This is a genomic window from Thermomonospora umbrina (assembly GCF_003386555.1).
Taxonomy (GTDB): domain Bacteria; phylum Actinomycetota; class Actinomycetes; order Streptosporangiales; family Streptosporangiaceae; genus Thermomonospora; species Thermomonospora umbrina.
Map to the genome: position 1 here is coordinate 442,360 of NZ_QTTT01000001.1, position 24,277 is coordinate 466,636.

General features: G+C 68.4%; 24 protein-coding genes. 9 read left to right on the forward strand and 15 right to left on the reverse strand.

The window, feature by feature from the left end:
- Positions 1-250 precede the first annotated feature (250 nt).
- From DFJ69_RS02000 to DFJ69_RS02010, 3 genes are all read right to left on the reverse strand, one after another.
- Positions 251-1,123, reverse strand: a complete 873-nt coding sequence (locus DFJ69_RS02000) for a hypothetical protein (RefSeq protein ID WP_116020890.1) — start codon at positions 1,121-1,123, stop codon at positions 251-253.
- A 679-nt stretch (positions 1,124-1,802) separates the two neighbouring features.
- Positions 1,803-2,174, reverse strand: coding sequence for a hypothetical protein (locus DFJ69_RS02005; protein WP_211328482.1), 372 nt, complete (start codon positions 2,172-2,174; stop codon positions 1,803-1,805).
- Positions 2,175-2,230: 56 nt separating this feature from the next.
- Positions 2,231-3,229: an NADPH:quinone oxidoreductase family protein gene (locus DFJ69_RS02010; protein ID WP_116026332.1), complete on the reverse strand. Its 999-nt coding sequence runs from the start codon at positions 3,227-3,229 to the stop codon at positions 2,231-2,233.
- A gap of 121 nt (positions 3,230-3,350) precedes the next feature.
- On the opposite strand from DFJ69_RS02010, the gene DFJ69_RS02015 reads away from it, so the two are divergent.
- On the forward strand, positions 3,351-3,983 hold the full coding sequence (locus tag DFJ69_RS02015) for a TetR/AcrR family transcriptional regulator (RefSeq protein WP_116020891.1): 633 nt from the start codon (positions 3,351-3,353) through the stop codon (positions 3,981-3,983).
- A 351-nt stretch (positions 3,984-4,334) separates the two neighbouring features.
- On the opposite strand, the gene DFJ69_RS02020 is transcribed toward DFJ69_RS02015, so the two are convergent.
- Positions 4,335-5,240 carry an ATP-grasp domain-containing protein gene (locus DFJ69_RS02020; RefSeq protein WP_211328484.1) on the reverse strand — a complete coding sequence of 302 codons (906 nt, stop codon included), beginning with the start codon at positions 5,238-5,240 and terminating at the stop codon, positions 4,335-4,337.
- Between the two features lie 442 nt (positions 5,241-5,682).
- Between DFJ69_RS02020 and DFJ69_RS02025 the strand changes: the two genes are divergently transcribed.
- Complete coding sequence (locus tag DFJ69_RS02025) at positions 5,683-6,393, forward strand: hypothetical protein (RefSeq protein ID WP_116020893.1); 711 nt, start codon at positions 5,683-5,685, stop codon at positions 6,391-6,393.
- Positions 6,394-6,980: 587 nt separating this feature from the next.
- On the opposite strand, the gene DFJ69_RS36410 is transcribed toward DFJ69_RS02025, so the two are convergent.
- The gene (locus tag DFJ69_RS36410; protein WP_425453289.1) at positions 6,981-7,403 is read right to left on the reverse strand and encodes a hypothetical protein; all 423 of its coding nucleotides are present in this window, start codon (positions 7,401-7,403) and stop codon (positions 6,981-6,983) included.
- On the opposite strand from DFJ69_RS36410, the gene DFJ69_RS02035 reads away from it, so the two are divergent.
- The 4 genes from DFJ69_RS02035 to DFJ69_RS02055 all read left to right on the forward strand — a co-directional run bounded on the left by DFJ69_RS02035 (position 7,392) and on the right by DFJ69_RS02055 (position 10,952).
- On the forward strand, positions 7,392-7,508 hold the full coding sequence (locus tag DFJ69_RS02035) for a hypothetical protein (RefSeq protein WP_425453290.1): 117 nt from the start codon (positions 7,392-7,394) through the stop codon (positions 7,506-7,508). The genes DFJ69_RS36410 and DFJ69_RS02035 overlap by 12 nt on opposite strands.
- Positions 7,509-7,895: 387 nt before the next feature.
- Positions 7,896-8,435, forward strand: a complete 540-nt coding sequence (locus DFJ69_RS02040) for a hypothetical protein (protein ID WP_147312174.1) — start codon at positions 7,896-7,898, stop codon at positions 8,433-8,435.
- A 491-nt stretch (positions 8,436-8,926) separates the two neighbouring features.
- Entirely contained in the window at positions 8,927-9,373 is a 447-nt protein-coding gene (locus DFJ69_RS02045) for a hypothetical protein (protein WP_147312175.1), read from the forward strand.
- Positions 9,374-10,007: 634 nt separating this feature from the next.
- Positions 10,008-10,952, forward strand: a complete 945-nt coding sequence (locus DFJ69_RS02055; RefSeq protein ID WP_170177510.1) for a trypsin-like serine peptidase — start codon at positions 10,008-10,010, stop codon at positions 10,950-10,952.
- 231 nt (positions 10,953-11,183) lie between these two features.
- Here DFJ69_RS02055 and DFJ69_RS02060 read toward each other — a convergent pair whose 3' ends face one another.
- Entirely contained in the window at positions 11,184-13,013 is a 1,830-nt protein-coding gene (locus DFJ69_RS02060; protein ID WP_116020898.1) for a sensor histidine kinase, read from the reverse strand.
- On the opposite strand from DFJ69_RS02060, the gene DFJ69_RS02065 reads away from it, so the two are divergent.
- Together DFJ69_RS02065 and DFJ69_RS02070 are read left to right on the forward strand one after the other, a co-directional pair.
- A complete protein-coding gene (locus tag DFJ69_RS02065; RefSeq protein ID WP_116020899.1) occupies positions 13,012-13,668 on the forward strand; it encodes a response regulator transcription factor in 657 nt (218 codons plus the stop codon). The two genes, DFJ69_RS02060 and DFJ69_RS02065, sit on opposite strands and share 2 nt — an antisense overlap.
- 434 nt (positions 13,669-14,102) lie before the next feature.
- Positions 14,103-15,185, forward strand: coding sequence for a TolB family protein (locus DFJ69_RS02070; RefSeq protein ID WP_116020900.1), 1,083 nt, complete (start codon positions 14,103-14,105; stop codon positions 15,183-15,185).
- Between the two features lie 1,291 nt (positions 15,186-16,476).
- Here the strand turns inward: DFJ69_RS02070 and DFJ69_RS02075 are convergent.
- From DFJ69_RS02075 to DFJ69_RS02100, 7 genes are all read right to left on the reverse strand, one after another.
- Positions 16,477-16,953 carry a hypothetical protein gene (locus tag DFJ69_RS02075; protein WP_116020901.1) on the reverse strand — a complete coding sequence of 159 codons (477 nt, stop codon included), beginning with the start codon at positions 16,951-16,953 and terminating at the stop codon, positions 16,477-16,479.
- Positions 16,954-17,351: 398 nt separating this feature from the next.
- The gene (locus DFJ69_RS33620; RefSeq protein ID WP_147312178.1) at positions 17,352-17,579 is read right to left on the reverse strand and encodes a hypothetical protein; all 228 of its coding nucleotides are present in this window, start codon (positions 17,577-17,579) and stop codon (positions 17,352-17,354) included.
- Positions 17,555-18,022: a hypothetical protein gene (locus DFJ69_RS33625; protein ID WP_147312179.1), complete on the reverse strand. Its 468-nt coding sequence runs from the start codon at positions 18,020-18,022 to the stop codon at positions 17,555-17,557. Before DFJ69_RS33625 ends, DFJ69_RS33620 begins: the two co-directional genes overlap by 25 nt.
- 78 nt (positions 18,023-18,100) lie before the next feature.
- Complete coding sequence (locus tag DFJ69_RS02085; protein ID WP_245973930.1) at positions 18,101-18,589, reverse strand: GNAT family N-acetyltransferase; 489 nt, start codon at positions 18,587-18,589, stop codon at positions 18,101-18,103.
- 706 nt (positions 18,590-19,295) lie between these two features.
- Entirely contained in the window at positions 19,296-20,219 is a 924-nt protein-coding gene (locus DFJ69_RS02090; protein WP_116020903.1) for a pyridoxamine 5'-phosphate oxidase family protein, read from the reverse strand.
- A gap of 503 nt (positions 20,220-20,722) precedes the next feature.
- Entirely contained in the window at positions 20,723-21,040 is a 318-nt protein-coding gene (locus tag DFJ69_RS02095; protein WP_147312180.1) for an MFS transporter, read from the reverse strand.
- A 46-nt stretch (positions 21,041-21,086) separates the two neighbouring features.
- Positions 21,087-21,515 (reverse strand): hypothetical protein, encoded by a 429-nt coding sequence (locus tag DFJ69_RS02100; RefSeq protein WP_147312181.1) that lies wholly within the window; start codon positions 21,513-21,515, stop codon positions 21,087-21,089.
- Between the two features lie 282 nt (positions 21,516-21,797).
- On the opposite strand from DFJ69_RS02100, the gene DFJ69_RS33630 reads away from it, so the two are divergent.
- Positions 21,798-22,154: an ATP-binding protein gene (locus DFJ69_RS33630; protein ID WP_147312182.1), complete on the forward strand. Its 357-nt coding sequence runs from the start codon at positions 21,798-21,800 to the stop codon at positions 22,152-22,154.
- 316 nt (positions 22,155-22,470) lie between these two features.
- Here DFJ69_RS33630 and DFJ69_RS02105 read toward each other — a convergent pair whose 3' ends face one another.
- Together DFJ69_RS02105 and DFJ69_RS02110 are read right to left on the reverse strand one after the other, a co-directional pair.
- Positions 22,471-22,869 (reverse strand): hypothetical protein, encoded by a 399-nt coding sequence (locus tag DFJ69_RS02105; RefSeq protein ID WP_116020906.1) that lies wholly within the window; start codon positions 22,867-22,869, stop codon positions 22,471-22,473.
- Positions 22,870-23,950: 1,081 nt separating this feature from the next.
- A complete protein-coding gene (locus DFJ69_RS02110; RefSeq protein ID WP_116020907.1) occupies positions 23,951-24,277 on the reverse strand; it encodes a DUF1048 domain-containing protein in 327 nt (108 codons plus the stop codon).

A 24,277-nucleotide genomic window follows, 5' to 3' on the forward strand; every position in this document is an offset into this window, starting at 1 on the left:
CTTCACGCGGGGTCGCCCGTGAGGCGACGCATTCCTGCACGGTGACCGTGCGGCCCTCGCCGAACAGGAAGGTGACCAGCAGCAGGCCGGGGAACACTCGCAATGGAGGGAGCAGCCCATCAGCCGTGGGCGGCTCCCGCAGCGACGCCTTCTACGCCAGGGCCGGTCGCCCAAAGTTGTCGCGCGCCCGGTTCGGCGGAGGCGCGTGGTCGCCGAGCGCGGTGTTCGAGTGGCCCATGGCGATGGTGAGTCATTCCCGGGAGCGGTGGATGCGGTGGATGCGCCACCGTCGTCGACGGGGTGGTGCGGGGACTTCTTTGGCCCCCTGGTCCGGAGCGGGGAGCGCCCATGCGTTGATGGCCGTCACGGCGTCGTCCGGGGCCGGGCTCTTGAGCAGCAGCGCGGTGAACGGTGCGGGGGCCGGCGACAAGTAGCGTTTGCGTTGGTCGATGGGCTCGTTGGCGGTCAGGTCCCATAGCCAGCCGCCCGTGAGTCCGGTGCGGAGCCGATCGACCGTGACGGGACTCCGCAGGATGACGAGGAGGAAGGGGCCCTTCTGCTCGTACGGGCTGAGACACGCGGCGTCAACGTCGGCCTCCGCTTTACGGCGTGCCCCCTCGACCGTTGGTCGGGGAATCCTGCAATCCCGGGTGAACAGTCGCGGATCGCGGATGACCATGGCGTCCTGGGTGAGCCAGGCCCGCGGCGGGCGGCGCAGGGCCCGCAACGCCTGGACGCCCGCACCGGCCATGAGCGCGGTGACGATCGCGGCTGCCAGGGCCGGGCCGAACAGTTCGGGGGTGGCGGGCAGGCGCAACACGATCATCCCGGTCACGATCGATGCCCCCGCCAGGGCCGCCGAGGTCAGGACGAGCATGATGGCCGGGGTCCGTGCCGAGCGCTCCAACGTGATGGTGACGGCGTCCGCGGGCTCGTTCTCGAAGCGGGCGCGGCTCGTCAGCGGGGCTCCGAGCCGGCGGCGTGTCGCCCAGACGCAGGCGGCCACTGAGCCCGCCCCGACGGCGAGTCCCCACAGCAGCGGGGCGAGCACGTTGAAGACTCCCGGCGTCGCTCCGGGCGGATACACGGTGCCGTTGAAGTCCCCGATGTCGACGGCGCGCAAAGCGAGACCGGGCGGTGGCGCATCGTTCCGGGGAGTGGAACCGCCCCACTTGACGTGGTCGCGCACAGTGGTTCCGCCGGCCGGCGTGAAACGGCCTTCCCAGCGGCACCTGCCCTTGCCGCACACGTTTCTCAGCTCGGACAGCGCGCCATGAGTGCCGTCACCGCGCGCCGCCCGCAGGTTCGCGCCAAGGTCGTGGACGGACCATCCCACCAACCACCAGGTCATTCCCAAACCCAGGAGACCGATCACGAGATACCGGCCCGTGGTGCTCCGATCACCCACCGGCTTCGGACCTCTGGACCGACGCCGCCACGAATCCAGCAACCCGAACGTGCGCATGCCCTCAGGGTCGCACGCAAATTGCCTGACCTCTGGGCTTTAATGAGGTTTATACCGAGACGCGTGAGCGTCGAAGACTTCCCGGCCGAGTGAATCATCAAGGAGTGAGTCGAGAGCGCGTGATATCCACGCTCGACTCAGTAGGCCCGACGGTCGGGTGCGCATAGGTTCAGGGCGTTCCGGGGGGTGAGCGGCGCTTACGAAGGGTGTTCGCCCATGAGGGCCATCGGACTCGCGCTCGTCTTGGTGCTGGAGTTCATCGCGCTTGCCGGAGTAGGAGAGTCGCAGGCTGAACAGGGTGCAGGTGAAGAGTTCGCCGCGCAGCCGGATCGCGACTTCACCGAAGTCGACCTCGGCCTCGCGGCCGGGCAGGCTCCTGCGGGATGAACGTGTTCGCGGGTTCCCGACCCGCGTCGATCCGGATCTCGCGGCGTCGGGTGGCGACGTACTCGCGCACCATCCAGTAGGACACATCGGTGGCGTGGTACTCATCCAGGAGCCGGTCGAAGATCCGCTTCGCGGTGTGCCGCTGCTTGCGGGGCGCGTCCAGGTCGGCACGCAGCCAGTCGTCGATGACCCCGCGGTACCGGTCCAGCCGTGACCCGCGCTTCGAGGGTGGCTTCCGCTCCTTCGGCCAGGCCGACTCCAGCGCGGCGGCGACGGTCCGGTAGCCGACGCCGTGCTTGCGTTGTAGCGCACGATTCGACATCCCCGCGCGGGCGTCGCGCCGAATCGCTGCATACAACTCGACCCGCGACCCTGGGGTCAGGGCGTCAGCGCGAGCTTGCCGATGGTGGCTCGCACTTCGAGTTCGGCGAGTGCCTTTGGCCCCTCGGTCAACTCGTAGACGGTGGGCCGGCCGGTGCCGAGCACTCCGGCTGCGATGAGTCCGAACATCTCGCCCATGACCTCGCCGAAGATCTCGGGCGCGGACTGGATCAGAATCCCGATGTTGAGGCCGATGACGTGGACCTGGTGCTTGTAGACCAGGTCCCAGTTGTTGATCGTCGCCTCCCCACCGGCCAGGCCGTAGACCACCACGCGGCCGGTCACTCGCTTGGCCGCCGCGAGGCCGGCCTCAAGGGTGCTGCCACCCACTGATTCCAAGACGAGGTCAACGCCCGCGCCGTCGGTCAGGTCCCGGACCTCGGCTGCGATGTCGCCGTGACGGGAGTCGATGACATGGTCGGCTCCGAGCGCTCGCACGGCCTCGTGCTTGTCGGCCGCTGATGCGGCGATCACCGTCGCGCCATAGTGCTTGGCGATCTTCACCGCGGCCTGGCCGGTGCCGCCGGCCGCGGCATGGATCAGCACGGTCTGTCCCGCCTCGATCTGGCCGAGTGGCTTGAGTGCCGCCAATGCGGTGGGCCAGGACACGACCATGCCCAGTGCCTGTTCATCGGTCCAACCTTCGGGCACTGGAACCGCGCCCATCGCGGGCAGCACCATGTACTCGGCGAACGCACCGCCGGCGATGCCAACGCCGATGACGTGGCTGCCGGGCTCCACGCCAGATACTCCTTGGCCGACGGCGACGACCTCGCCAACGCCTTCGATGCCTGCCACGTAGGGCGGCTGCGGGCCACCGGCCGATGCGCCACGAGACTGGAGGATGTCGAGGTAGTTGACACCGGCAGCGGTGACCCGGATCAGGACCTCGCCCGGACCTGGGTTCGGCACCGGTGCGTCGGTGACCAGGCGAAGACCCTCCGGTCCGTTCAGTGACGTCTGCTGCAGGGCGCGCATCGTGGCGGGAATGCTCATGACCATCCAATTCGATTTGTTTAATGACCGACAAACAAACCGTGCCACGACAGGATGCGCCCTGTCAACGTAAACTTGATCGGACGACAAACAACTCGGCCCCAGCAGGAGATGCGCCCCGATGGCTACTCGCGGACGTCCGCGCACCTTCGACCCCGACACGGCGCTCGAGCAGGCGCTGAGCCTGTTCTGGGAGCGCGGCTACGAGGGGACGACGCTCAGCGATCTGGCCGAGTCGATGGGGATCGCCTCGGCCAGCATCTACGCCTGCTTCGGCAGCAAGGCCGATCTGTTCCGCCAGGTCATGGAGCGCTACGGCACGACCTACGGCGGGCCGCCCAGGCGCGCCCTGACCGAGCACCCGACGGCCCGGGCCGCGATCGATGCCATGCTGCGCGCCACCATCGAGCAGATCACGCGCCCCGACGCGCCCCACTACTGCATGCTGATACTCGCCGCGCCGACCGGTGCGGTCGAGAACCACGAAGTCAGAGAGTTCCTCGCCGACATCCGACGCTCGCAGTTCACTGCCATCAAGGAGCGCCTCGAACAAGGCCTCGCCGACGGCGACCTCACAGTGCCAGACGATGCCGTCGCCGCCATCGCTCGCTACTACGCCACGGTGGTGCAAGGACTGTCCGTCCAAGCCCGCGACGGGGCCACGCGCGACGACCTCGAAGCGATAATCACCTGCGCCATGGCCGCGTGGGACGCCCTCACCTCCACGGCGGACACCGAGCACGCACTCGGATAGCTCGGATTTCGAGGCGGCAAGCCCGGTCACCCCGACCCACCCAGACCGAGACTCGCGGCGCTTCTGAGCGCTAGCCAGGGTGTTGTCAACTCCCGCCAACACTGAGGTGCCCTCCTGGTCCGGGTGGTGTCAGCTCTGACCTGCGAACGGTGCTGGTGGAGACCTCCATAGCCGGTCGGCGATGACGAAGGCGTCCCCGACGTCGGCTCGGCGTCACCACGGGGGCCGCACAGGCGCAGTGGACCGTCCGGCCGGGGACGTGGACGACCGCTTGGCCGTGGTCGAGCCGCAGCGCGCTCGGCAGCGCGCCGCCGCCCGCGTTCAGGTGATCGCCCCCACGGTGAGGAACGGTCAGAGCATGTCCAGGTGTGCCTGTACGTAGGGGACGGCGACGGTTTCCAGGGCCTGGAGCGTGCCGAAGGCCGGGTGGACGTTGACTTCGAAGACCACGCCGCCGTTCTCGACGGCGAGGTCGACCCCGCCGAACCGGAGCCCCAGGGATTTCGTGGCGGCGATCGCCGGCTGGTAGATGTCGGGAGAGAGATCGTCGATGTCCAGCAGGGTGGAGACGGCGCCCCGGCTTTCGTTGCAGGGTGCGTCGGGGTCGGGCTGCACGTGCTCGCATGCCCTGATGACGTGGTCGTCCAGCACGACCACGCGGAACTGGTGGCGCCGCCCGTCCCGGTTGAAGTTGCCGGCGTCGCGGGCGATCAACCAGTTCAGCCCGGATGCGGCGTAATGGCGCGCCGCGTCGCGCAGTTGGGTGTCGGTGCGTATGTGGAAGACGTCGTCGCCGCCCATGCCGACGGTCGGCCGCGCCCAGACGTCGCGGCCGAGCCGGCCGAAGGCGGCGATGGTCTGTTCCTCGGTCGGTCCGGACAGCGTGATGCTCTCCATGTGCGGGACGCCGTCCAGGGTGAACCGCTCGGCGGTGCGGTCCTTCTCGGTGGCCGTCCGCCACGCGTCCGCGTCAAGGCCCAGCGAGACCGTCCCGTGCTGGTGCAGCAGGTGTTGGAAGTCCTCGAAGCGGCGACGTTCGGCCGGCGGTATCTCATAGATGATCACCGCTGCCGGGTTCACGACGGGCACCTCGCCCGGCGCCTGGAGCCGGAGCGTTCCGCGTTCGGCGCCCACCCGGCCTTGTCCCCCGGTCATGAAGTGCCGTGCGTCGAGCAGCACGGGCGGGTGGCTGGTGAGCCTCCGCACCGCGGTCGCCAGAACGTCCCGGCTGCCCTCCATCGAGCTATGGTCGGTCATCAGCACAACCTGGGGTGCGCCCAAATCGGATCCTCTTTCTCAGTGCCTACATCGCGGGGGTCGCGGAAAATTCCCCATAAGGGCATCGTCGAGCCACTTCGCGGCGGACACCGCAGTAATGGTTCTGGCCGGCGGAGAGCGCCGGGCCGTGTACTGGCCGCTCTGTCCGGAACCGGAGAACAGAACACGACACTATGTGAGTTTTAGCGTACTGCCCGTCCTACGCTGCCGCGCGTGGTCCCTCACCGACCCATCCCGCCACCGTCCACCTCGTCCAGATGAACGTGATCGCAGCGAAGTGGCTTCATCACCCCAACGGCGAAGTGGCCCGGAATCTCGCCCAGTCGGTGAACTCGATGTCGCCCGTCGTCAAGCGTGCCCACGTCCCTGCCGGGCCGACTCTCAGCGAGGTAACCTCACGCCCCTGGCGGCCGTCCCTGGGATGGCCGGCCGGATCCGTACCGGCGTCCGTGTCACGGCCGTCACCCGCGACGGCGTCGACGTCACCCGCACCATCGACCGCGACGAACACCCACTGCTGGTCCGGACCATCGAGGCCGACGGCACCGTCCACGACCTGCCGGCCCGCGCGGTCATCGACGCGTCCGGCACGTGGGGGCGCACCAACCCGCTCGGCCACTCCGGTCTGCCCGCGCCCGGCGAGGACGGGGCCGCCCCGTACATGGCCGGCCCGCTGCCCGACGTCCTCGGCCGCGACCGTGACCGATTCGCCGGACGTCACGCCCTCGTCGTCGGCATGGGCCACTCCGCCGCCAACACCCTCCTCGACCTGGCCGCCCTCGCCGCCGCCGAGCCCGGCACCCGCATCACCTGGGCCGTTCGCGGCGCCTCGGTCGCCCGCCTGTACGGAGGCGGCGACGCCGACGGCCTCCCCGCACGCGGAGCACTCGGCACGCGCCTCAAGCAGGCCGTCGCGTCCGTCGTCATCGAGCTGGTGCGCGGCTTCACCATCACCCGCTTCTCCACCCCCGACGGCGGCCCCTCCAGATCACCGGCAGGACGGCGGACGGCGAGCGGGTCCTGGCGGCCGACGTCGTCGTGGCCGCCACAGGGTTCCGCCCCGACCTGGACATGCTCCGAGAGGTCCGCCTCGACCGCGGCACCGAGGCCCCGATCAAGCTCGCGCCGATGATCGACCCCAACTTCCACAGTTGCGGCACCGACCCCCGCACAGCGAACGCGAACTCGCCCACCCGGAGACCGGCTTCTACCTGGCCGGGATGAAGAGCTACGGACGCGCCCCCACGTTCCTGCCGGCCACCGGGTACGAGCAGGTCCGCTCCATCGCCGCGGCCCTGGCCGGAGACCGCGAGGCGGCCGACACCGTGCAACTCGACCTGCCCGAGACCGGCCTTTGCTCCACCGACCAGCCCACCGAACAGCCAGCCGGGCAGGAGGCCGGCCAGGACGTGGGCGCAGGCTGCGCCACCGAACCGGTGGCCATCGAGGCGGTCCCGTCCGCCGAGGAATCGGCATGCTGCGGAACCTCCGCCCCACAGCCCGTCACCCTCGCAGCTCCGGAGGCATTGAACGCGGCGACGCCTGAAGCCGTGATCCGCGAATCCCAAAGGTCCTCCGAACCGGTGGCGGCCCCGGCCGCCACCGGTCGCCGTGCTGCAGGAACCCGCGGCCCGGGCGTTGTGCTGACCGCCCTGTGCATCACCGAGATCACCAATTGGGGCGTGCTCTACTACGCCTTCCCCGTCCTGGCTCCCACCATCACCGCCGACACCGGCTGGTCCACCCCGCCATCACCGCGGCGTTCTCCTCCGCCCTCGTCGTCGCCGCGCTCGTCGGCATTCCCATGGGCCGCATGCCGGGGTCGAGGGTGGCCGTTGCCGTCGCCGAAACGACCGGGTCGGGTGCGCGGGTCATCTCGTCGGCCTGCCACACGACCTGGCGTGCGTCGTCGTGCCAGGAGGCGGACGCCCGCCATATCGGCCTGGGGACGCCGTTCAAGGCGAGGGCGTCCTGAAGACCGGTGATGGTCGTCGCTTTGGCGTGTCCGGGAAGGTGCCAGGCCAGGCGCACCCACGTTCCCGTGCTGGTCGGGAACCCGGCGGTGCCGTTGAGTGGGGCGAGGTCTGCGGCGTCGGCCACCACGTACGGACCGTCAAGGTCGGCGACCGGGTGCTGTTCCACCCCGACGACCAGTTCGAGGTGGAGATCCAGGGCACGACGTACCTGGTCATGCGCGAGAGAAACCTCCACGCGGACGCCGAGCGCAGAATGCCGCCGAAGGCGTAGTCGTGGGCATCACGCGCCACCTACCCAGCGACCGGCACTCTCTGTGCCACCACCGCCCCCGCTGGACGGCTGTCATCGCCGGGCCCGGCCACGCTGTGGACTGGATCGCCGAGACGGACGTACCCGAGGGGGCTGGGCGGATCGGATCCTCGACCAGGACGCTAGGGACCGGGCATCGTGTCGACAAGGCAGGGATCTGCAACCGTCATGGGCATGGCGTGAGCCGGTGGCGCGCTGACCTTCGGCGCGGTGCCGGTGCATTGCCTGTCAAGGAAGTAATTCAGTGTGTCCGGCCATGACTTCGTGGCCCGAATGGTCCTGCTCGGTCTGCTCTCGGCTGCATACGTTCGGTGATCCAACAGATGGCTGAACGGATGAGGAGCCCCGGTGACCCCACCTTCCTTGCGACCGGGCGGACCCATGCGCGCCCTGACCGCCGCCGCGGCCGTCACGGTGCTCGGCACGGTCGTTCTGGGCGCAGATCCCGCCCACGCCGCCGCCCTCACGCAGTGTCAGGGAAGCGAGACCGTCACCTACAGCCCCGGGGTCACCTTCACGCCGCAGAGCATCGAGATCACGGTGAGCGGACGGTTCAGCTCGTGCGTCGACGTGTCGGGCCGGGTGACGAGCGGGTCGTACGGAGAACGGTTCACGATCTTCGTCGGCTGCAACGCCCTCCTCGACGGATTCGAGGGCCGGCGGGTCATCGTGTGGAACACCGGCGACAGCAGCACCGTGGAAGGCACCGGTAGCAGTACCGCCGTGGCCGGACAGGTCATCACCACGTTCACCGGCACCGTCGTCCAAGGCCGCTTTCAAGGTCGGAGCGCGGTACAGACCGTCACCCTCGTTCAACCGGGATTCCTGAAATGCCTCACCACCGGATTCACCGGCGCGACCGGTCCGACAACGCTCACCATCGCTTGAAAGCCGTACGAGTTCGGCCGGGAGGCCACCCGCGGGAACAGGAAGCACCGGCGGGACCCGCGCGGCGAGTCTCCCAGCCCGCCATCGACGATGAGGCCCCGAATTGCCGGCGTTACGTCATGAGTCCGGCCGGTCAGTTCGGCGAAGCGTATAGGCGTGGCTGGGACGGTTGTGGAACGCCCGGCGGGAACGCGGCGGGCGGAGGTTCGTGGGGCGCGCGGCGGAGATCGGGTGTTGCGGGCAGTGCCGGCGACACCCGAGCCGGATGCGGTGGCGACCGGCGGGCGGTGCCGGCGACGTCCGAGCCGGATGCGGTGGTGGCGGTCGGCCAGGGCCGGGAGGTGGTCGGCCATGCGACTCTCTCTCTGAATGCTCGGCTGACGCAAGGGGGGAATCCCTCTTCTCCTGGGGCGTCATCCCCCTTATCGGCCTGTGCGTACCGCTGGGAGGCTGGCGTCATTCCCACCTCGGCGAAGAAAAGGGACCTCCCATTGAGTAGGTTGAAAACGAGCGGCCGGATCGCCGGCGTTGTGGCGGCGGCCACGCTGGGCGCCACGGTGATCAATCCGGGCATCGCCAATGCCGCCACCGCGGTCCGCAGCTTCCCCAGCCCGGGTGTCGTCAAGTTCCAGGCGAACGACACCACCAGCGGCAGCAAAGTCCGGGCCAGGATCACCGTCACCATCACCACGCAGGGCCAGTGGGTCCTGTCCACCCACGTCTACAACGGCCATCTGGCCTGGCGGAACGTGACGGTGGAGTGCACCGTCGGCCCCGGGTGGCATGGATCCACGACGTTCCGGAGCCCCAGGTTCAGGGTCGGCGGCCACGACCACAAGGACGCCCACTGGAGCGGCCAGGACAATCAGGTCAAACTCGACTATGCGTACTACGTAGGCGCCAACGGGTACGGCACCTGCGATGTGCACACCGGCTGACGGACGAGCACGAACGGGGGCAGGCCCGGATCATCCTTCCGGGCCTGGCCGTCCTGGCTGGAACGTGCCTGAGCCGGGGTGTCGACTCGCCTGTGCCGGCGTTTCTGAACCGCCCTCGCTCACCTGGTGTCCGCCCTCTCGCGTGGTCGCCCACTCGGCAGGCGTACCCCACGTCCAGTGCGCCCCAATGGGCGGAGGCCGCACTCGATGATCATGGGCGTTTGGGCGATGCCGATCAACCGGATATCAATCCCGACACTCCGCCGGTGTTATTTCTCGTGCCGGCCGCCTCGATGCGCAGGGGCCGTCGATGACCGGCCGGACGGTGGCTGCTCGCAATGACCCGCGCTGCTGGACGCGCTGGAGGCGGGGCGGAGTGACCCCGGCCCCGCCTCCTCGATTATCGATCGCCAGATCGTGTGTCCATGTCATTGACCGTTGCCCATTGCCGCCGGCCTGGGGAGACCATCCCTGTGCGCCGTCGGATCAGCGAAGACGAAGTGATCCATCATGTCCATATCCGGTCGCCGTGGCGATCTCTGATGACCTGGATTCACGCCATGTCCACAACACACATCTCTGAAATCGAGGTCAGGCATACATGAACGTCTTCAAGGCCGCGACCGCCTCGGGTATGGCGCTCGGGCTCGCGCTCGCCTCGCCGGGGGCCGGCATTCCCGCCGCGGGGGCCTCGACGAGGCCGGCCTCGGCCAAGGTGGCCAAGCTCAGGCACGACACTCCGATGTCCAGGACCAAGGGCGGGAAGGTCGCGGTGGGTGAGTCGGTCGCGACTGCGGGCGCCTCGCCCGTGAGCCGGGCATTCCGCGGCACCGGCAGACGCTCCGGCTCCACCGGCGTCAGCTTCGCGCGAAGGTTCCCCAAGGGCGTCACGATGCTCGACTCGCCCGCCCGCGGCAGGACCGCGATGAACATCGTGGGCGTCGACGGCCGACGCCAGATCACCCGGACGACCGACTACCCCCACCGGGCTCAGGGCATCGTGACGTTCACGGCCCCCAACGGGGTGACCTACGGATGCACCGCCTTCCTGTACGCCCCCAACACCATCGGCACCGCGGGCAACTGCGTCTACATGCACAATGAAGCGCTGAACGTGCACGGCTGGAACCGTGATTTCGTCTTCTATCCGGGGAAGAACGGCTCGGCCAACCCCTACGGGTCATGTGGCTATGCGGAGCAGCATGTGATGGCCGGCTGGGCGGTCTACAAGGACGCGGATTATGCTTACGCGGCCATCAGGCTGAACTGCACCATCGGCAACACGACGGGCTGGCTTGCCCTCGAATGGCGGTCCGCCATCTACTCGGGTGATCTCGCCATCCTCAGCGGTTACCCCAACGACAAGCCCTGGGGCACCGTCTGGGAGGCGACGGGCGAGATCACCTATCCCAGCGCTCTCCTTCTCTACCACGGCATCGACGTCTCCGGCCAGACCGGCTCGGCGTTGCGCATCGGCTCTAACAGCGTCATCGGAATCCAGGTGGTGAGCGCGTCCATTAATATGGCCACCCGTATCACGGAGCAGGCGGCCGGCAACCTCCTCTCGTGGAGGAGTTGACCTCGGGCTCTCGCCGGCTTCGCCGTCACCCGGTCCCGGCCCGCATTTGAACGGCCGCCTGCAATGGGCTCGCGACGTGTCACGGCCGTCCGGGCATCCGCCGAATGTTCATCCTTGAACGCGGGGCCGGGTGAACCGTTGTCGGCTCTCTGGACCTGTCGGCGCAACGCAGGTCGCTTCTCTGAGCGGTCGGCCTCAGCGCGGAGGGATTCCCCTCCTTCCGACGCGGTTTCAGGTCGGTAGTGTGGCGACGAGGGTGGTGCCCGAGCCCGGGGCGCTGTCGATGACCAGTGTTCCGGCCAGGGCGCCGACCCTGTCATGGAGCCCGCGGAGACCGCTTCCCTTGTCCGGGTCCGCGCCGCCCAGCCCGTCATCGCGTACGGTGACGATCAGCCGGAGGGGTTCGTCAGCGACATGCACGGTCACCTTTCCGGCCCGGGCGTGCTTGTAGGCGTTGGCCAGTGCCTCGGTGACGACGAAGTACGCCACCCGTTCCACGTGCTCGGGCCAGCGCGTCGGTGGGATGTCCACCATGACGGGCAGCGGGGCGCGTTCGGCGACCGATTCCATGGCGGCGGCCAGGCCCTGCTCGGCCAGGGCCGGCGGGCAGATGTTCTCCGCGAGGTCGCGCAGATCCCTGATGACCTCGCGGACCATGTCCCCGAGGGTGTCCAGTCGCCGCGCCGGCCCCGCATCCCCGTCGTCTCGGGCCACCAGGTCGTCGCGGGCCTGGCCGAGGAACACCCCAATGGTCAGCAGCTTGTGCTGGACGCCGTCGTGGAGGTCACGTTGGATCCGTACCCGCTCGGCGTCGGACGCGACCACCACTCTGGCCCGCGACTCACGGATCTGCTCCAGTTGGGCGTGCTGCGCGGCGTACAGGCGCGCGTTGTCCAGCGACAGGCGGGCCGCCGCCACGACCGACTCGATCAGCGACCGCTGCTGCCGCAGCGCGGGATCGTGGACGAGGACGGCCAGGACCCGGCCCTGGCGCTCCACCGCCGTGGTGGCCCGGCCGGGGTGGGTCGGCGACGGCACGGGGCGGCCGTCCACCCCGACGTGACCCTCGCCGTCGGGCAGGGGGAAGCGCAGCTCCAGGCCGGGATCTCCGAGCGCGCGGGACAGGGCGGCCTGCACCTCGGCGGGCTCGACCGCCCGGTCCAGGCGGACGACCAGGCGGGCGACCTCCAGCCGGGCCAGCCGGGCGCGCAGCAGGCCGGCCGCCACCGCGACCGGCATGACCAGCACGCTCAGGCCGAACGCCGCCCCGAGGCGCTGCCGGTCGATCCAGCTCACGCCGACCAGGTAGAGGACGGCGGTGGCGCCGGTCACCGCGCCGACGCCGAGGACCGACGTCCAGACCAGGGTGTACTCCCGGCGCTGCGGACCGCCCGAACGGCGCCATTTGCGCATGACCTGGCCGACCGAGATCACGACGAACGCCAGCATCATGCCGTTGCCCAGCCAGCCCCAGAACGAGCCCGCCTGGCTCGCCTCATGTCGACCCCACATCTCCGGCTCCGGCGTACCGTCCCGCAGCAGGTTCACCCCTTGGAGCAGTACGGCGGCGACGTACTGGGCGGTGACGTTGAGGCGCTCGCCTCGGGTGAGGCGGCCGTCCGGCAGCGCCAGCACCATATGCGTGAAGGCCACCAACGGGAGGAAGAACAGCAGGTACCCGATCACGAACAGCACCTGGTGGTCGCTCGCCTGGAGCGCGCCCGCGTACCAGGTGCAGCCGACGACCGCCATGTGCGTGCCGACGCTCCGGCCCGGGCGGCGCAGGCCGAGGACGAGACCGGAGATGACGAACGACACGCCGGGCAACTCGATCATGAGCCACACCGGCGCGCGGTACGGAGCGTTACGCCAGGTCAGCAGGGTCACCACCAGGGCGACCAGCAGACCGGCGGCCGCCAGACACAGCGCCCGTACCGGCCGGGTCCGCCGTCCGGGCAGCCCGTCGCCGAGGGCGGCATCCGATGACACGGCGACCTTGCGCTTCAACGGGTCACACCGGACGGTCATCCGACCATTGTCGGCCTCCTCGGAGCGTGCCATGCGGCTTTTGATCGCCGACGATTCGGGGCTGCTGCGACAGATGCTGGCCGAGACCTTCACCCGGCGCGGCTTCGAGGTGGCCGGCGAGGCGGCGTCGCTGCCCGAGCTGCTGCGCACGGTGGCGGCCGACCCGCCCGACGTCGTGGTGCTGGACATCCGGATGCCGCCCGACCACCGGGACGAGGGCCTCCAGGCGGCCACCTGGATCCGCTCCCGACACCCCTCCATCGGCCTGCTGGTGCTCTCGCACTACGCCGAGACCTCCTACGCCGTGCGGCTCCTGGAGATCGCCACCAGATCGGTCGGGTACCTGATCAAGGACCGGGTGCAGGACACCGACCGACTCGTCGACGCCGTGCGACGGGTGGCGCAGGGCGAGGTGGTCGTCGACTCCGAGGTGATCCAGCGGGTGATGCATCGCCATCGCCCCGTCGATCCGTTCCGCGACCTCACCGGCGGCGAGAAACAGGTGCTGGCGCTGATGGCCGAGGGACGGTCGAACGGCGCCATCGCACGGGAACTCAACTACAGCCTCAAGACCGTGGAGAAACGCATCACCGCCGTGTCCAGAAAACTCGGACTGCCTCAGGACGACGAACGTTCCGACATCAACATCCGCGTACTTGCCGTGCTGACATATCTACGTAACGTCTAGGGCTCGACGGAAGCGCCTGTGGTGCGATGCCGGAGACCCACGGGTCGCCGTGAGCCGGAATGCCGGCCACCCGCTGCTGGTGACCCTCTGGAAACGTCAGTAGATGACCGAGACTTGGGGGTTGGTGCTCGGCTCGACCGTTGGTGGGAGGTCGATGACCTGGTGTTGGGCGGTCAGCGCGAAGCTCGGGGCGTTGGCGGTATGTGGCCGGTGAGGCTTTACTTGTGAGCCTACGAAAAGAACGCTCTGGAGCGAATATATTCGCCCGTCGACGGCCAATACACCTTTCGCCGGCCGACCGATATTGAGTGAACGAATGAACACGTTCTGATCCTGGTAATTGAACAAAAGGCGGCCTACGATCGGAGCACCTCACCTGGAAAAGGGTGAGGCATGATTCCATTCGGAGGTTGCAGTTGTTCCAGAAAAGGACTTTGCTCCGACTTGCCACCGCGGCGCTCATCGCCGGGCCGGCCGTGGTGATGGTTTCGCCCGCCGACGCCGACGACCAGACCCGTGGGGGCGGCATCAACCGGGTGCTGTACGAGAAGGGCACCACGACCTTGGGAGTCTTCGACCTCAAGTCGGCGATCCCTGACCAGGCTCCCCCGACCACCCAACCGGTGGCCAACGGCACTCAGGAGGGCGCCTACTCGCCCGATGGCACGAGGATCGCCTACTTCCGGGTCTCCGACAGGACCATCCAGGTCCTGAACCGCAGCACCAACACCCTCACGAAGGCCGCCACGTTCCCTGCGGGCGCCTCGCTGGGGGTGTTCCTGCGGTGGTCGCCGGACAGCACCAAACTGGCCTACAACATGCGGCACCCGGTCGCCGGCCAGTCGTTCCCCGCCGAAGAGGTGTGGACGCTCACCCTGGGCGTCACCAACTCCGCGACCCCGGGCCTGCGGCTGAGCACGGCGAACGGTCAGGCCAACTCGCCGACCTGGTCGCCCGACAGCCAGGGAGTGGCCTACTCCGAGACCCTCGGCGGCCAGAACGACCTGTACTTCAAGTACTCCAACGGGACCGGGCCACTGCAGATCACCAACGACGCACCGACACAGTCGTTCCCGAGCTGGTCCCCCAACGGGGACCGGATCGCCTACATCAGCGCCGACCCGACCGCCGGCACCCGGACCCTCAAGGTGACCGGGATGTTCAACGCCGGATTCGGCTGGAGCGTCGGTGGAACCGGCGCGATCACCCCCGCCACCTCACGGATCGTTTCACCCACCTCGCCGATCTCGTGGTCGCCCAACAGCCTGCGGCTCGCGGTCAACTGGACCTCGACCGGCATCGCGCTCTACACGACCCCACCCTTCGGCTCCGGGAACTGGCAGGAGACCTTCAACGGCGAGAAGTCCGGCCAGAACGCCCTGCTCTGGTCACCCGACAACCTCAAGGTCGCCTACCAGCCGCTCGGGAAGAACGAACTGTGGACCATGAACGCCGGCGGCAGCGCGAACCCGTTCAAGTTCGCCAACGAGGTCGGCTTCCTGCTCTCCTGGCACTGACCTGACACGGTCCGGTCCCGGGACGACCGTCCCGGGACCGGACCCTCCCACGAGCGCTCCACCAACACGCGATGCCACGGTCATCGTTCCCCACCCGCACACGAACGATCACCGGGCCAGGACCCTTACCCTGCCGGTCACCGGTCCGAGCGGATGCGGTCGCAGAGGTCTTGTCCCGAGTGTGGTGCGGCTGGCCACGGCCATCCCACGAGGTGGACCGGCCACGACGGGAGCATCCGTCGGGTCACGCCTGAATTGCGCGCGCGGCCGCAACGCCTCTTCCAGCCGGGTGAATGGGGCCGGGTCCTGGTTCTTCCTGGTACCACGGCCATCATCGGACGCCGCGCATCATGACCGAGCGATATTGGCGCGCGGCGAGGGAGAACGCCATAGCCGCCCGACATGGTCGAGACCTCTTTCCACCCGACCGTCCGACCCGGAACCGAGACGTTCGGAGACAGCCTTTGGGCTCGGTATTCAGGCGCCGTTCAGATCCTGGGTTCGGGTGCCCAGGGCGAGCGCGAGCCGGGCCGCGCTCGTGCTGCGTGGGCGTTGCCGGGTCAGGTCGACGGCCAAGGTGCGGATGCTGGACCTCGGTGGGGGGGCGTGCGTGTGGGCGGCAAGTAGGGCGTCGATGGCCTGATCGGGTCTACCGGCCTGGACCAGGGTGCGGGCCGTGTCGGTCAGTAGCCGTGCTCTGCGTTCCGGCGCGGGGACTCGCTCCTGCCCACGTCGGTGTCCCTCCGGAGGCCAAGGGAAAGGCATCGCGCCCCGACCGCAACCTGCGTTCTCCCGAGGTCGGACTGCCGCTGCTCTCGATGTCGTGGGCCGGATCACGTTGGTGTGTCGGAACAGCCCCATCGGGGCCACGGCGACCCGTCCACCGGCTCGTGCTGCAACCCACCATGCGCCGCCGTCGCCGACCACCCAGTCGTAGATCGCGCCCCTCCACCATGGGCCGTCCACCCTGACCACACTCAAGCATGTGCAGGTACGCGTCACCCCGCCCTCATATTCCTCCACGACGGCGCGAGCCCGCTCCACGACCTGGGTCCGCCTGGTCACAGGGGTACAAGAACCCCGTTTGGGCGTCATGGCGGCCACAGATTCCAGCGGCCCCGGTCCCATCGAGACAGCCGCCTCTGCCGATCAACCAGCTCCCAACTCACGACGGGAAAGCAATGACGCGGCTCATGCCGAAGGCGCGAATTCCCAGCATGAGGTCGACACCGTGTCCGCCGCCGGGCCGGGCCCGGCGGCGAGATGACGGCCTCCCGGCGTCCTTAAAGTGTTACCACCAGGTGGTGCACTTCAGCGACGAGGGAAATTCCCTGAACATGCCGCAGGCCCGGAACCGCCACGTGGTGCTGGAACTGGTGCGCTGCGCCGCGGTGGTCTTGGTCTGCCCGAGCCCACCGACGGCGAACGGCCCGCACTGGATCCAGGTACTGCCGCCGTCCCGCGTCCAGTCCATCCACACCATGTCCCCGTAGAGGGTATGACCGAGGATCTTGCCCCATCCCCGAGTCACCCCGCCGATCGTGCCGGACTGCAGTTCCACCCGGGTCTCGGTGTTGAGGTGAACCGTGCGGCGGACAGTGCCGGACAGGGTGTCCGGGATGTCGACGAACCCGTTCGCCCCGTTCTCACAGTCCGCCGCGCTCGCGGGGGTGATCGGGCCGGGCGCGGCCGACGCCTGTACCGGCCCGCCGCTCAGCCCCGTCGCCACCGCACACATTCCCACCAGCGCGATAATTTTCCCCTTCATGATTTCCCCCTTCGTATCGACCCGGCGGCCGTGATCGGTGCACCGGCGTCACGAACGGGAAGCTATCGACGCACATCATCATGAACAACGCCGATTTCCGCATCGAACGATAACCAAAACCGCATGATGCGTGGTGATCCCCACGAAGGATTGCTCACGTTTCCAATGGAATCGTTCGACGGAGGGGACTCGGCGATCGACCCCGGGGCAAGCCCATCCGTCACCGAATCGAAGCCGAGGCATCGGTGATAGCCCATGGTCGCGGGTTCGGCGTCCCGGCCCCCGGGACAACCCGCACCACCGCGCCCGGACACACGCGACCGGCATCGGCACGCCGCTCCCTGGCCGCCCAGGAAGCCGCACTGGATTGGTCGTTGGTCGCAGTGCGCAGGCGCCGTTCAGATCTCGGGCCGGGTGCCCAGGGCGAGCATGAGCCGGACCGCGCTTGTGCTGCGTGGGCGTCGCCGGGTCGGGCCGATGGCCAAGGTGCGGATGCTGCGCCGGTCGCGGACCTCGGTGGGGGCGTGCACGTGGGCGGCGAGCAGGGCGTCGATGGCCTGATCGGGTCTACCGGTCTGGACCAGGGCGCGGGCCGTGTCGGTCAGTAGCCGTGCTCTGCGTTCCACCGTGGGGAACCGGTCTGGCCACAGAGTCCGGGCCGCGGCCAGGGCGGCGCCCGGTTCACCGAGCGCCCAGTGGACGCCCGCCCGGTACAGGCGGACCAGCGCGACGCTGGAGGTGAACCTGGTCGGAGCCCGCACATCCGTGGGGACGGCTCGCGCGGCGCGGGCGCCTCGCCGATCAGGACGATGGCGGTGTGGCGGTCGCCGGCCTTGGCCGCGTTGTAGGCCGAGCTGCACAGGATCTGCGCGAAGGTGTTCGCCGCGTGGGCGGTGGTCAGACCACTGAGCTCCAGACGTACCGCGGCGGCAGAGGTGATCTGCTCGGCGAGCGGTGGTCGGCCTTGATGGCGCAGGACGACGCCGAGGGAGCGTGCGGCCATCGCCTGGGCCGTCGGGTCGCCGGACCGGTCGGCGTAGGCGGTGGCGCGGGCTGCCGAAAGGCCCATGTCTTCGCGGTTCCCAGCCGCATTCTGGAAACTGCAGTTTGCCCCCGGCTGTGTTTGGGACCTGTACCGTCGCTTCGATCAGTTCGGGATGGCCTTCTCCATGCAGATCGCGAAGCTCATCCACTCGTACGGCGGGAACACCGGAATGCGCGCATATCCGGCCCGCTCGTACAGGCGGACGGCCTCGGGCTGACGGTCTCCCGTCTGGAGGATGATGCGTGTGGCGCCCAGGCTCCCCGCGGCATCCTCCAGTGCGGTCAGCAGCATTCGAGCGGCCCCGGTGCCCCGATACTCCGGGCGGATGTACATGCGCTTCAGCTCGAGGGCGTCTTCGACCCGGCGGAGCGCACCATGCCCGATGGCCATGCCGTCCTCGGCGTAGGCGACCCCGACCCAAGCGATGTGCTCCGCCTCGACCTCCAATGATTCGAGGCGGGCCTCACCGGCCGGACGCGCCCGCGCAAGACGATCGACACACCGCCGCCGCAGCTCCGCGTCCATGGCGTCGCGGAGCGCCACCGCCGAGGGATCGGCCCAGCTCACCGGTCGAACCACCACACCGGACACGCGACACCTCCTCACCGGCTCTTCAGGCCCGATCCTCGCATGGGAGTCGGACTTGCGCTGAAATACCCACGGGCAGGCATCGGCCGGCCGCCGGGCGACGCCGACTGGCGCCGGGCGGCCGTCCCGGGGCCACGCGCCGATGGCTTCTCCTCGCGGCCCGGGAACCGCCGGAAGGACGCCCCTGAAGGTCGAGGTCACGCGAACCTGGTCGGGGTCCGGGCCCACGGCATGAGGGGGCCCACTCCGTGCATGACGACGTACCGCAAGGCGAGTGGGATGTTCGCTGACATCGCGACAATCGTCGAAGACCGGTCTCACCCTGAACGCGTATGCGTGGAGCTTCGTCTCCCCACGCGTTCCGCGACCACTGCGCCCACTGTTGAGGGCACCGCACATCCTCACATGGTCTGTGAGGGGAGTTGCCCGCAGTGCAGATGTGGCCGGAGGAACTGCAGGAGTATCGGTATCGGGCAAGGTCGGCAGCACCAGCACCAGCACCGTTGTCGGGCCGCTCGTGTGAGGGCGTTGGGGTCCGGTCGGATTCCGGCTCTACGCCGGGCGGGCAACGCTCTCGCAGCGAGTTGCTCCCACCGGCTCGGAATGGCAGGACAACGGTCCGACCGGCACCGCGTGCTTCATGTCTCGGCCCGCAGCGGCGGCATCTGGCCGTGACATGACCCGCCCAGCCGCCCGGTGAGCGCCTTCGTCAGGGAGCACAGGCGATCAGGGCGTCCCAGTCGATCTCTGGGGCGGCCAGACCTCGCTGAGCCAGGTAACGCCGCGAACGCCTCCTCCCGTCGTCGATCCATGCCTGGTAGGAGTCCTCGCCATGGCCGGAGGGCAGGGCGCCAGGCACTCGTTCGGGCCGGAAGCGGTAGCCTTCGTCGGACTCATCGGCGGTGCCCACCACCAACAGTGACAGCATGTCCCCCGACTCCCCGTTGTGCCGGTGCCACAGCAGATTCGCCGGGCCAAGCAGCCCTGGGGCTTCCGCGACCGGCTCGACCCGCAGGTCGCCGGCACCGGAGTCCTCGGCAACCGTCGCGCGCGCGGACCACGGATGACCCGAGTCGTCGCGACCGGCCAGGACCGCCGTGGGATAGCGACCGAGCGCGTCCCTGATCTGGTCGCCCATGGAGGTGTTCTTCTCCTCGGGTACGGGCTCCAGGTCACCGCCGTAGGGCACGGCCTCGAACGAATGGACGCGATCGGGAGTCACGTAGATCGGCAGCCGCCGGTAGTACCAGTCCATCGAGGCCTGCAGGTCCTTGTCGGCGAGGTATTCGGCGTCGCGGGGCACCCGGCGGAACAGCTCACGCCAGTAGTCGAGGATGTCCTGGGGCGCCACCACCGTGTCGGGAGCGGTCGCGGTGCCCTGGACCATGACGGCCGGGCTACCGGAGAGTCCGCTTCCGGTGAAGTCTGAGTACAGGAGGGCCACCCTCCCGTCGTGCCGGACGTTCAGCACCTTCTGCGCGTAACTCGGCGGCGTCGTCAGGAGGATCTGTCCCCGTTCAGGCCGCCAGGCACCGGCCATCGGCCGGGTGTTGAGACCGCTCCGGGTGATGGTGGTGAATTCCAGGACCCGGGTGTCGGCCAGGACCTTCTCGATGGACGAGTCAATATTCATACGCGCTCCCTCAGGTATGGCATGGAAGTGCCCCGGCAACGGGATGATCGGGACGCTATGACCTCAAGTGCCGTTGAGGTCAACCAGAGGGATTCGATCAACCCGTCGAATGTGTTTCGGTCAGGAGCGAACGCTGCCCGGCAAGCCGATGATGCAGCCTTAAAGCCGTAACCCCTGGCTGACGGGGAGTGAGATGGGCCCCTTGCACACGACAATCGGGCCCGAGGGGCCCTACCGACGGTGCCCGTACCGACCACCCCGAGACCGCCGACCTGATCAAGCAACTGAACGACCTGCGCGTCGCCCTGGTCGCTGGGCGACTGGTTCCGGCCGGGTGGCTGCTCGGTCGGCCTGGACCGCCCGACGGCCCCGATGGTGCGGATGTGTGGGTGAATGCCGCCGGCCGCGGCACCCTGTTCGCGGTGCTGCGACGGATGAACAGACTGGTCGGTGCGACACCCACGGCGATGATGGCGGCTCCCACGAAACCGGGGGAGATGCTTTCACTCAGGACGTAGGGTGCGCGCCATGCCTATCCCCACCAGCGCCAGGGGGACGAATACGGTGCCCCAGTAGGTGCCGTCCGAAGAGGTGGTGGTCAGCCATATGTACCGGGCCACCAGCAGCAGGGCGCCGATCAGGGCCATCCACCGCTCGCCGATGTTCGGCACCAGTGCCGTGACGGCCCCTGCACTGATGACCAGCGCGAACCCGGCGGTCAGAAACGAGACGCCGGTGAGGAGCGGAATGAATCCCAGCGGCCGCTGAAAGAACTTGGTGAGAAAGAACGACATACCGATCATCGTTCCGGTGACCAGCACGGCGGATGTGACTCTCAGCGGTAGTTGTCACCAAGATCTCTCGGGTTCACCTTTCAAGCCTTCGCTGCCGGCCCCTCCGTGGGCTCTCGTTGTGGCGGAAGTCGATGGCGTCTGACCCCAAGCCGAGGGCCTGGAGCAGGATGTCGAGGGCTTGGTCGGCGTCGCGGGCTGAGTGGTCGAGCCAGACCAGGGTCGGAACTTGCGGGTCGCCCGTGTGGCTGAGCGCGAAGTCCGTCTTCTTGATCCGGAAGAACGCGGCGTCAACCGGACCGGGGTCGTCCCCTCTGTGCTCGATGTGAAGCCGTAGCCGCGCTGCGAGGGCTTCCAGTGGCGCCGCCAGCCCGGCGATAGGTCGGTACTGCGCGATGGCGCATTGCCAGAGGCTGTATTGGAGTGCCGGGTTCCGTTTCCCACCTTGGTAGCAGGCCGCTGCCTCCCATGCGGGCTCCGGGCCTGGCACGTCAACCATCTTCATGATCACCCTTTTCGTCGGGGCAGAGAAGCATGCCGGACGCGGGGTGGTTCAGACAGTGCCCTCTGCTGACGTCGGCTTCCATGCCTGCAGGCTGTGCCAGGTGCGCCCGGATCGCCTGGACTGAGTCAGGCGGCGGGCTGTTGCCAAGGTCCGGACCTGGGCGGCGAGACTCCCGACCGCGTGGGGCCTGCCCACGCTCGCATCAGACATCGTGGTGGTGGTCTCTGAACTGGTCACCAATGGCGTTCGCCACGGCACCGAGCGGCTGCGCGGCACGGCGCGGTGCGGTGGCACGACGCGTGCGGTGAACTGGAGATCGCCGTCTGGGACGACGCACCCGGTGAGCCGCACAAACGCCGGCCGGGCGCTGATGCCGAGAACGGCCGCGGCCTTCAGATCGTGGAGGAACTGGCCGACGACTGGGGCTGGAAATCCGACGACCACGCGGGGAAGATCGTGTGGGCGACCTTCGCGGCACCTGACGGCACCCACGATGGACGCAGCCTGAACCGCAGAATACGCGAGGGCGCTGGGCCGCACGCATGGACGCGCGACCTGGAAAGACCGTCTCGTGCTCAATGGTCGGGCGAGCAGAGGATTCGTAGCCTTTCTCAGCAGCGAGATCGCGCCCCCGAGTAGTGTTCACGCCGGCGGCGACGTCCCCCGCCCGCGGCTCTACCGAGAGGAGGCAGACCGGACAGAACGTCATGGACTCGGTCATGGCTGTTGCCGCAAATCTCCCCGGGCCACCCCCCTTGACGCCGCTCGCCTCGCCATTCCGGTCCCCCGATGCCCTGCCCGGCATGTCAGGGCCGCCGAAACTCGGCCCTGACGTGCCGCCCGGAACCCCGCGATGAGTTGGTCCGGCCTGCGTCTTTGTGGCTCGCGGTCGCTTCGGGGCCGGAGCCCCCACGCCTAGGCCGGCCCGCTCCGTGCTCCGGGGATATTCTTCTGGTTACGTGGTGACGATGACGAACTCGCTGGTCTGGGCCGAGTAATCGGTCCAGATTCCGGTGATGACCTTCAGCGTGGCGCTCGCCTGAAGGATGTCGCCTTCGCTGACACCCGCCAACCCGGTGAAGGGTACGGTGATACGGTCGCGGCGCGGTGCGTCCGCCGGAGTCGGGGACTTGTCGTCGTGGACCTGTGCCTGAATCTGGACGCCCTGGGTAATGCTGCCGAGCGATGCGAAGATCTCAATTCGGCTGATCAGCGCGTTCAGCGCTTTACCGACCTCGATGTCCGCGATGACGTCGAAGTCCCGGCCGATTTCGAGAGTGTGGGCGGTGAAGGACGTGCCCTTGTCGACGACGGCCAGCAGATTGAGTCGGGCGTCGTAGGAGCCGATGGTCATTGAATTTCTCCCGGTTTGTTCGAAAGGCTGTCAGGCCCACTCCACACTGGGACGGCACCATCGCGCGAGTCACCGCGAGGTCACCTCTTTCTCTGTCACCTGCAGGCTTTTGTGGCCTTGACTCGACCTCTGAACGGTGCCTGGCCCGCTGTCGTTTCATTGGCGACTCCAACCACTTGTCATGTCAACGTGTGAGGAGTTGTCGACGCACCGTAGTTGATAGGGAAACGCATTGATATCACTTTGTGTCACGCCGGATATCGCCGGCACCCTCACAGGCTGGAGGCACCCGCATCGTGCGCGGCGAGCCTCACCGTTGTCCGGCGACGGATCGGCCAATCGGCGCTGCAGATCGAACGAGATCAGGAGCCTGTCGCCGTCGGAGTGGCTCCTCGCCGACGCGATGAACGCGGAGCTGAGGCGAGGACGACCTGGAACCGGCGCGCACGAATGATTCGCCCGCCGACCAACGCTTCCATGTCCTTTGCGAAGCTGGCCGGCATAAGCGTGTCCGGTGGCCTGGCCGTCCGCACCTCGGCGCGAGCCCGCCTTGCGGGCCCGGCGCGCCCCCTGGCCACCCCCTACTCTCGGCGTCCCACCCGGCCAGATCGTCACGGCGCTCTGCACCGCACAACTCCTGCCCGTGTTGCTGACGGGTGTGCCGTTCGGGATCTTCCTGCGCACGGAGTCCGCAGACGTGCACCAGTCCAGGGGCGGGGCCGGATGAGGTGGGGAGAGGCAGGGATGGTGGGCTGTACCTCGGGAGGCGGACCAAGTGAGCGCTATGGGGATAGCGGACAGGTCGGTGCTGTGACCGACAACGGCCGATCGTCAGGGTGACGGTCGACGTGTCGGTGGCGGCCTCGGCTGTCGCGGAAGCCACGCCGTTTCGGGTCCCGGAACACCGTCTCCAGGACCGGGGCCCGCGGGTGTGCCCGCGACGCCGCGCCTTCGCGGGCGTCCTTGGAGCGTGTGGAAGAACCATTGTTCTGTGTCACGTGGTCACCGAGAACGCGAACAGTCGGTGACACCGGGAACGGCGGCACACCCTCCCGGGCGCTTTGAGCACAGTCGACGGATGTTACTTCTCGGCCGTGCCGGGTTTTTCGCCGATGGACTGCTGATAGAGGTCCGCGTGGGTGCGGGAGTCTTTGATCAGGTCGTCGCAGAAGGCGGCGACATCGTCGCCGATGAGTTCCAGGACTCCCCTGTCGGCCGATACGCCCTCCTCGAAGAAATCGAGGATCCCTGAGAGCAGGGGCCCGTCGGCCGAGTCGACCGGTCCCACCTTGAACATGTACCTCTGAATCTCCTTGTAGACGATCTGATAGTCCGGCGGGAGCGCCTTGACCCGCGCCATGTGCGCCCGCCACTGCTTCTTGCCCTCGATGATGTCCTGGATGCCCAC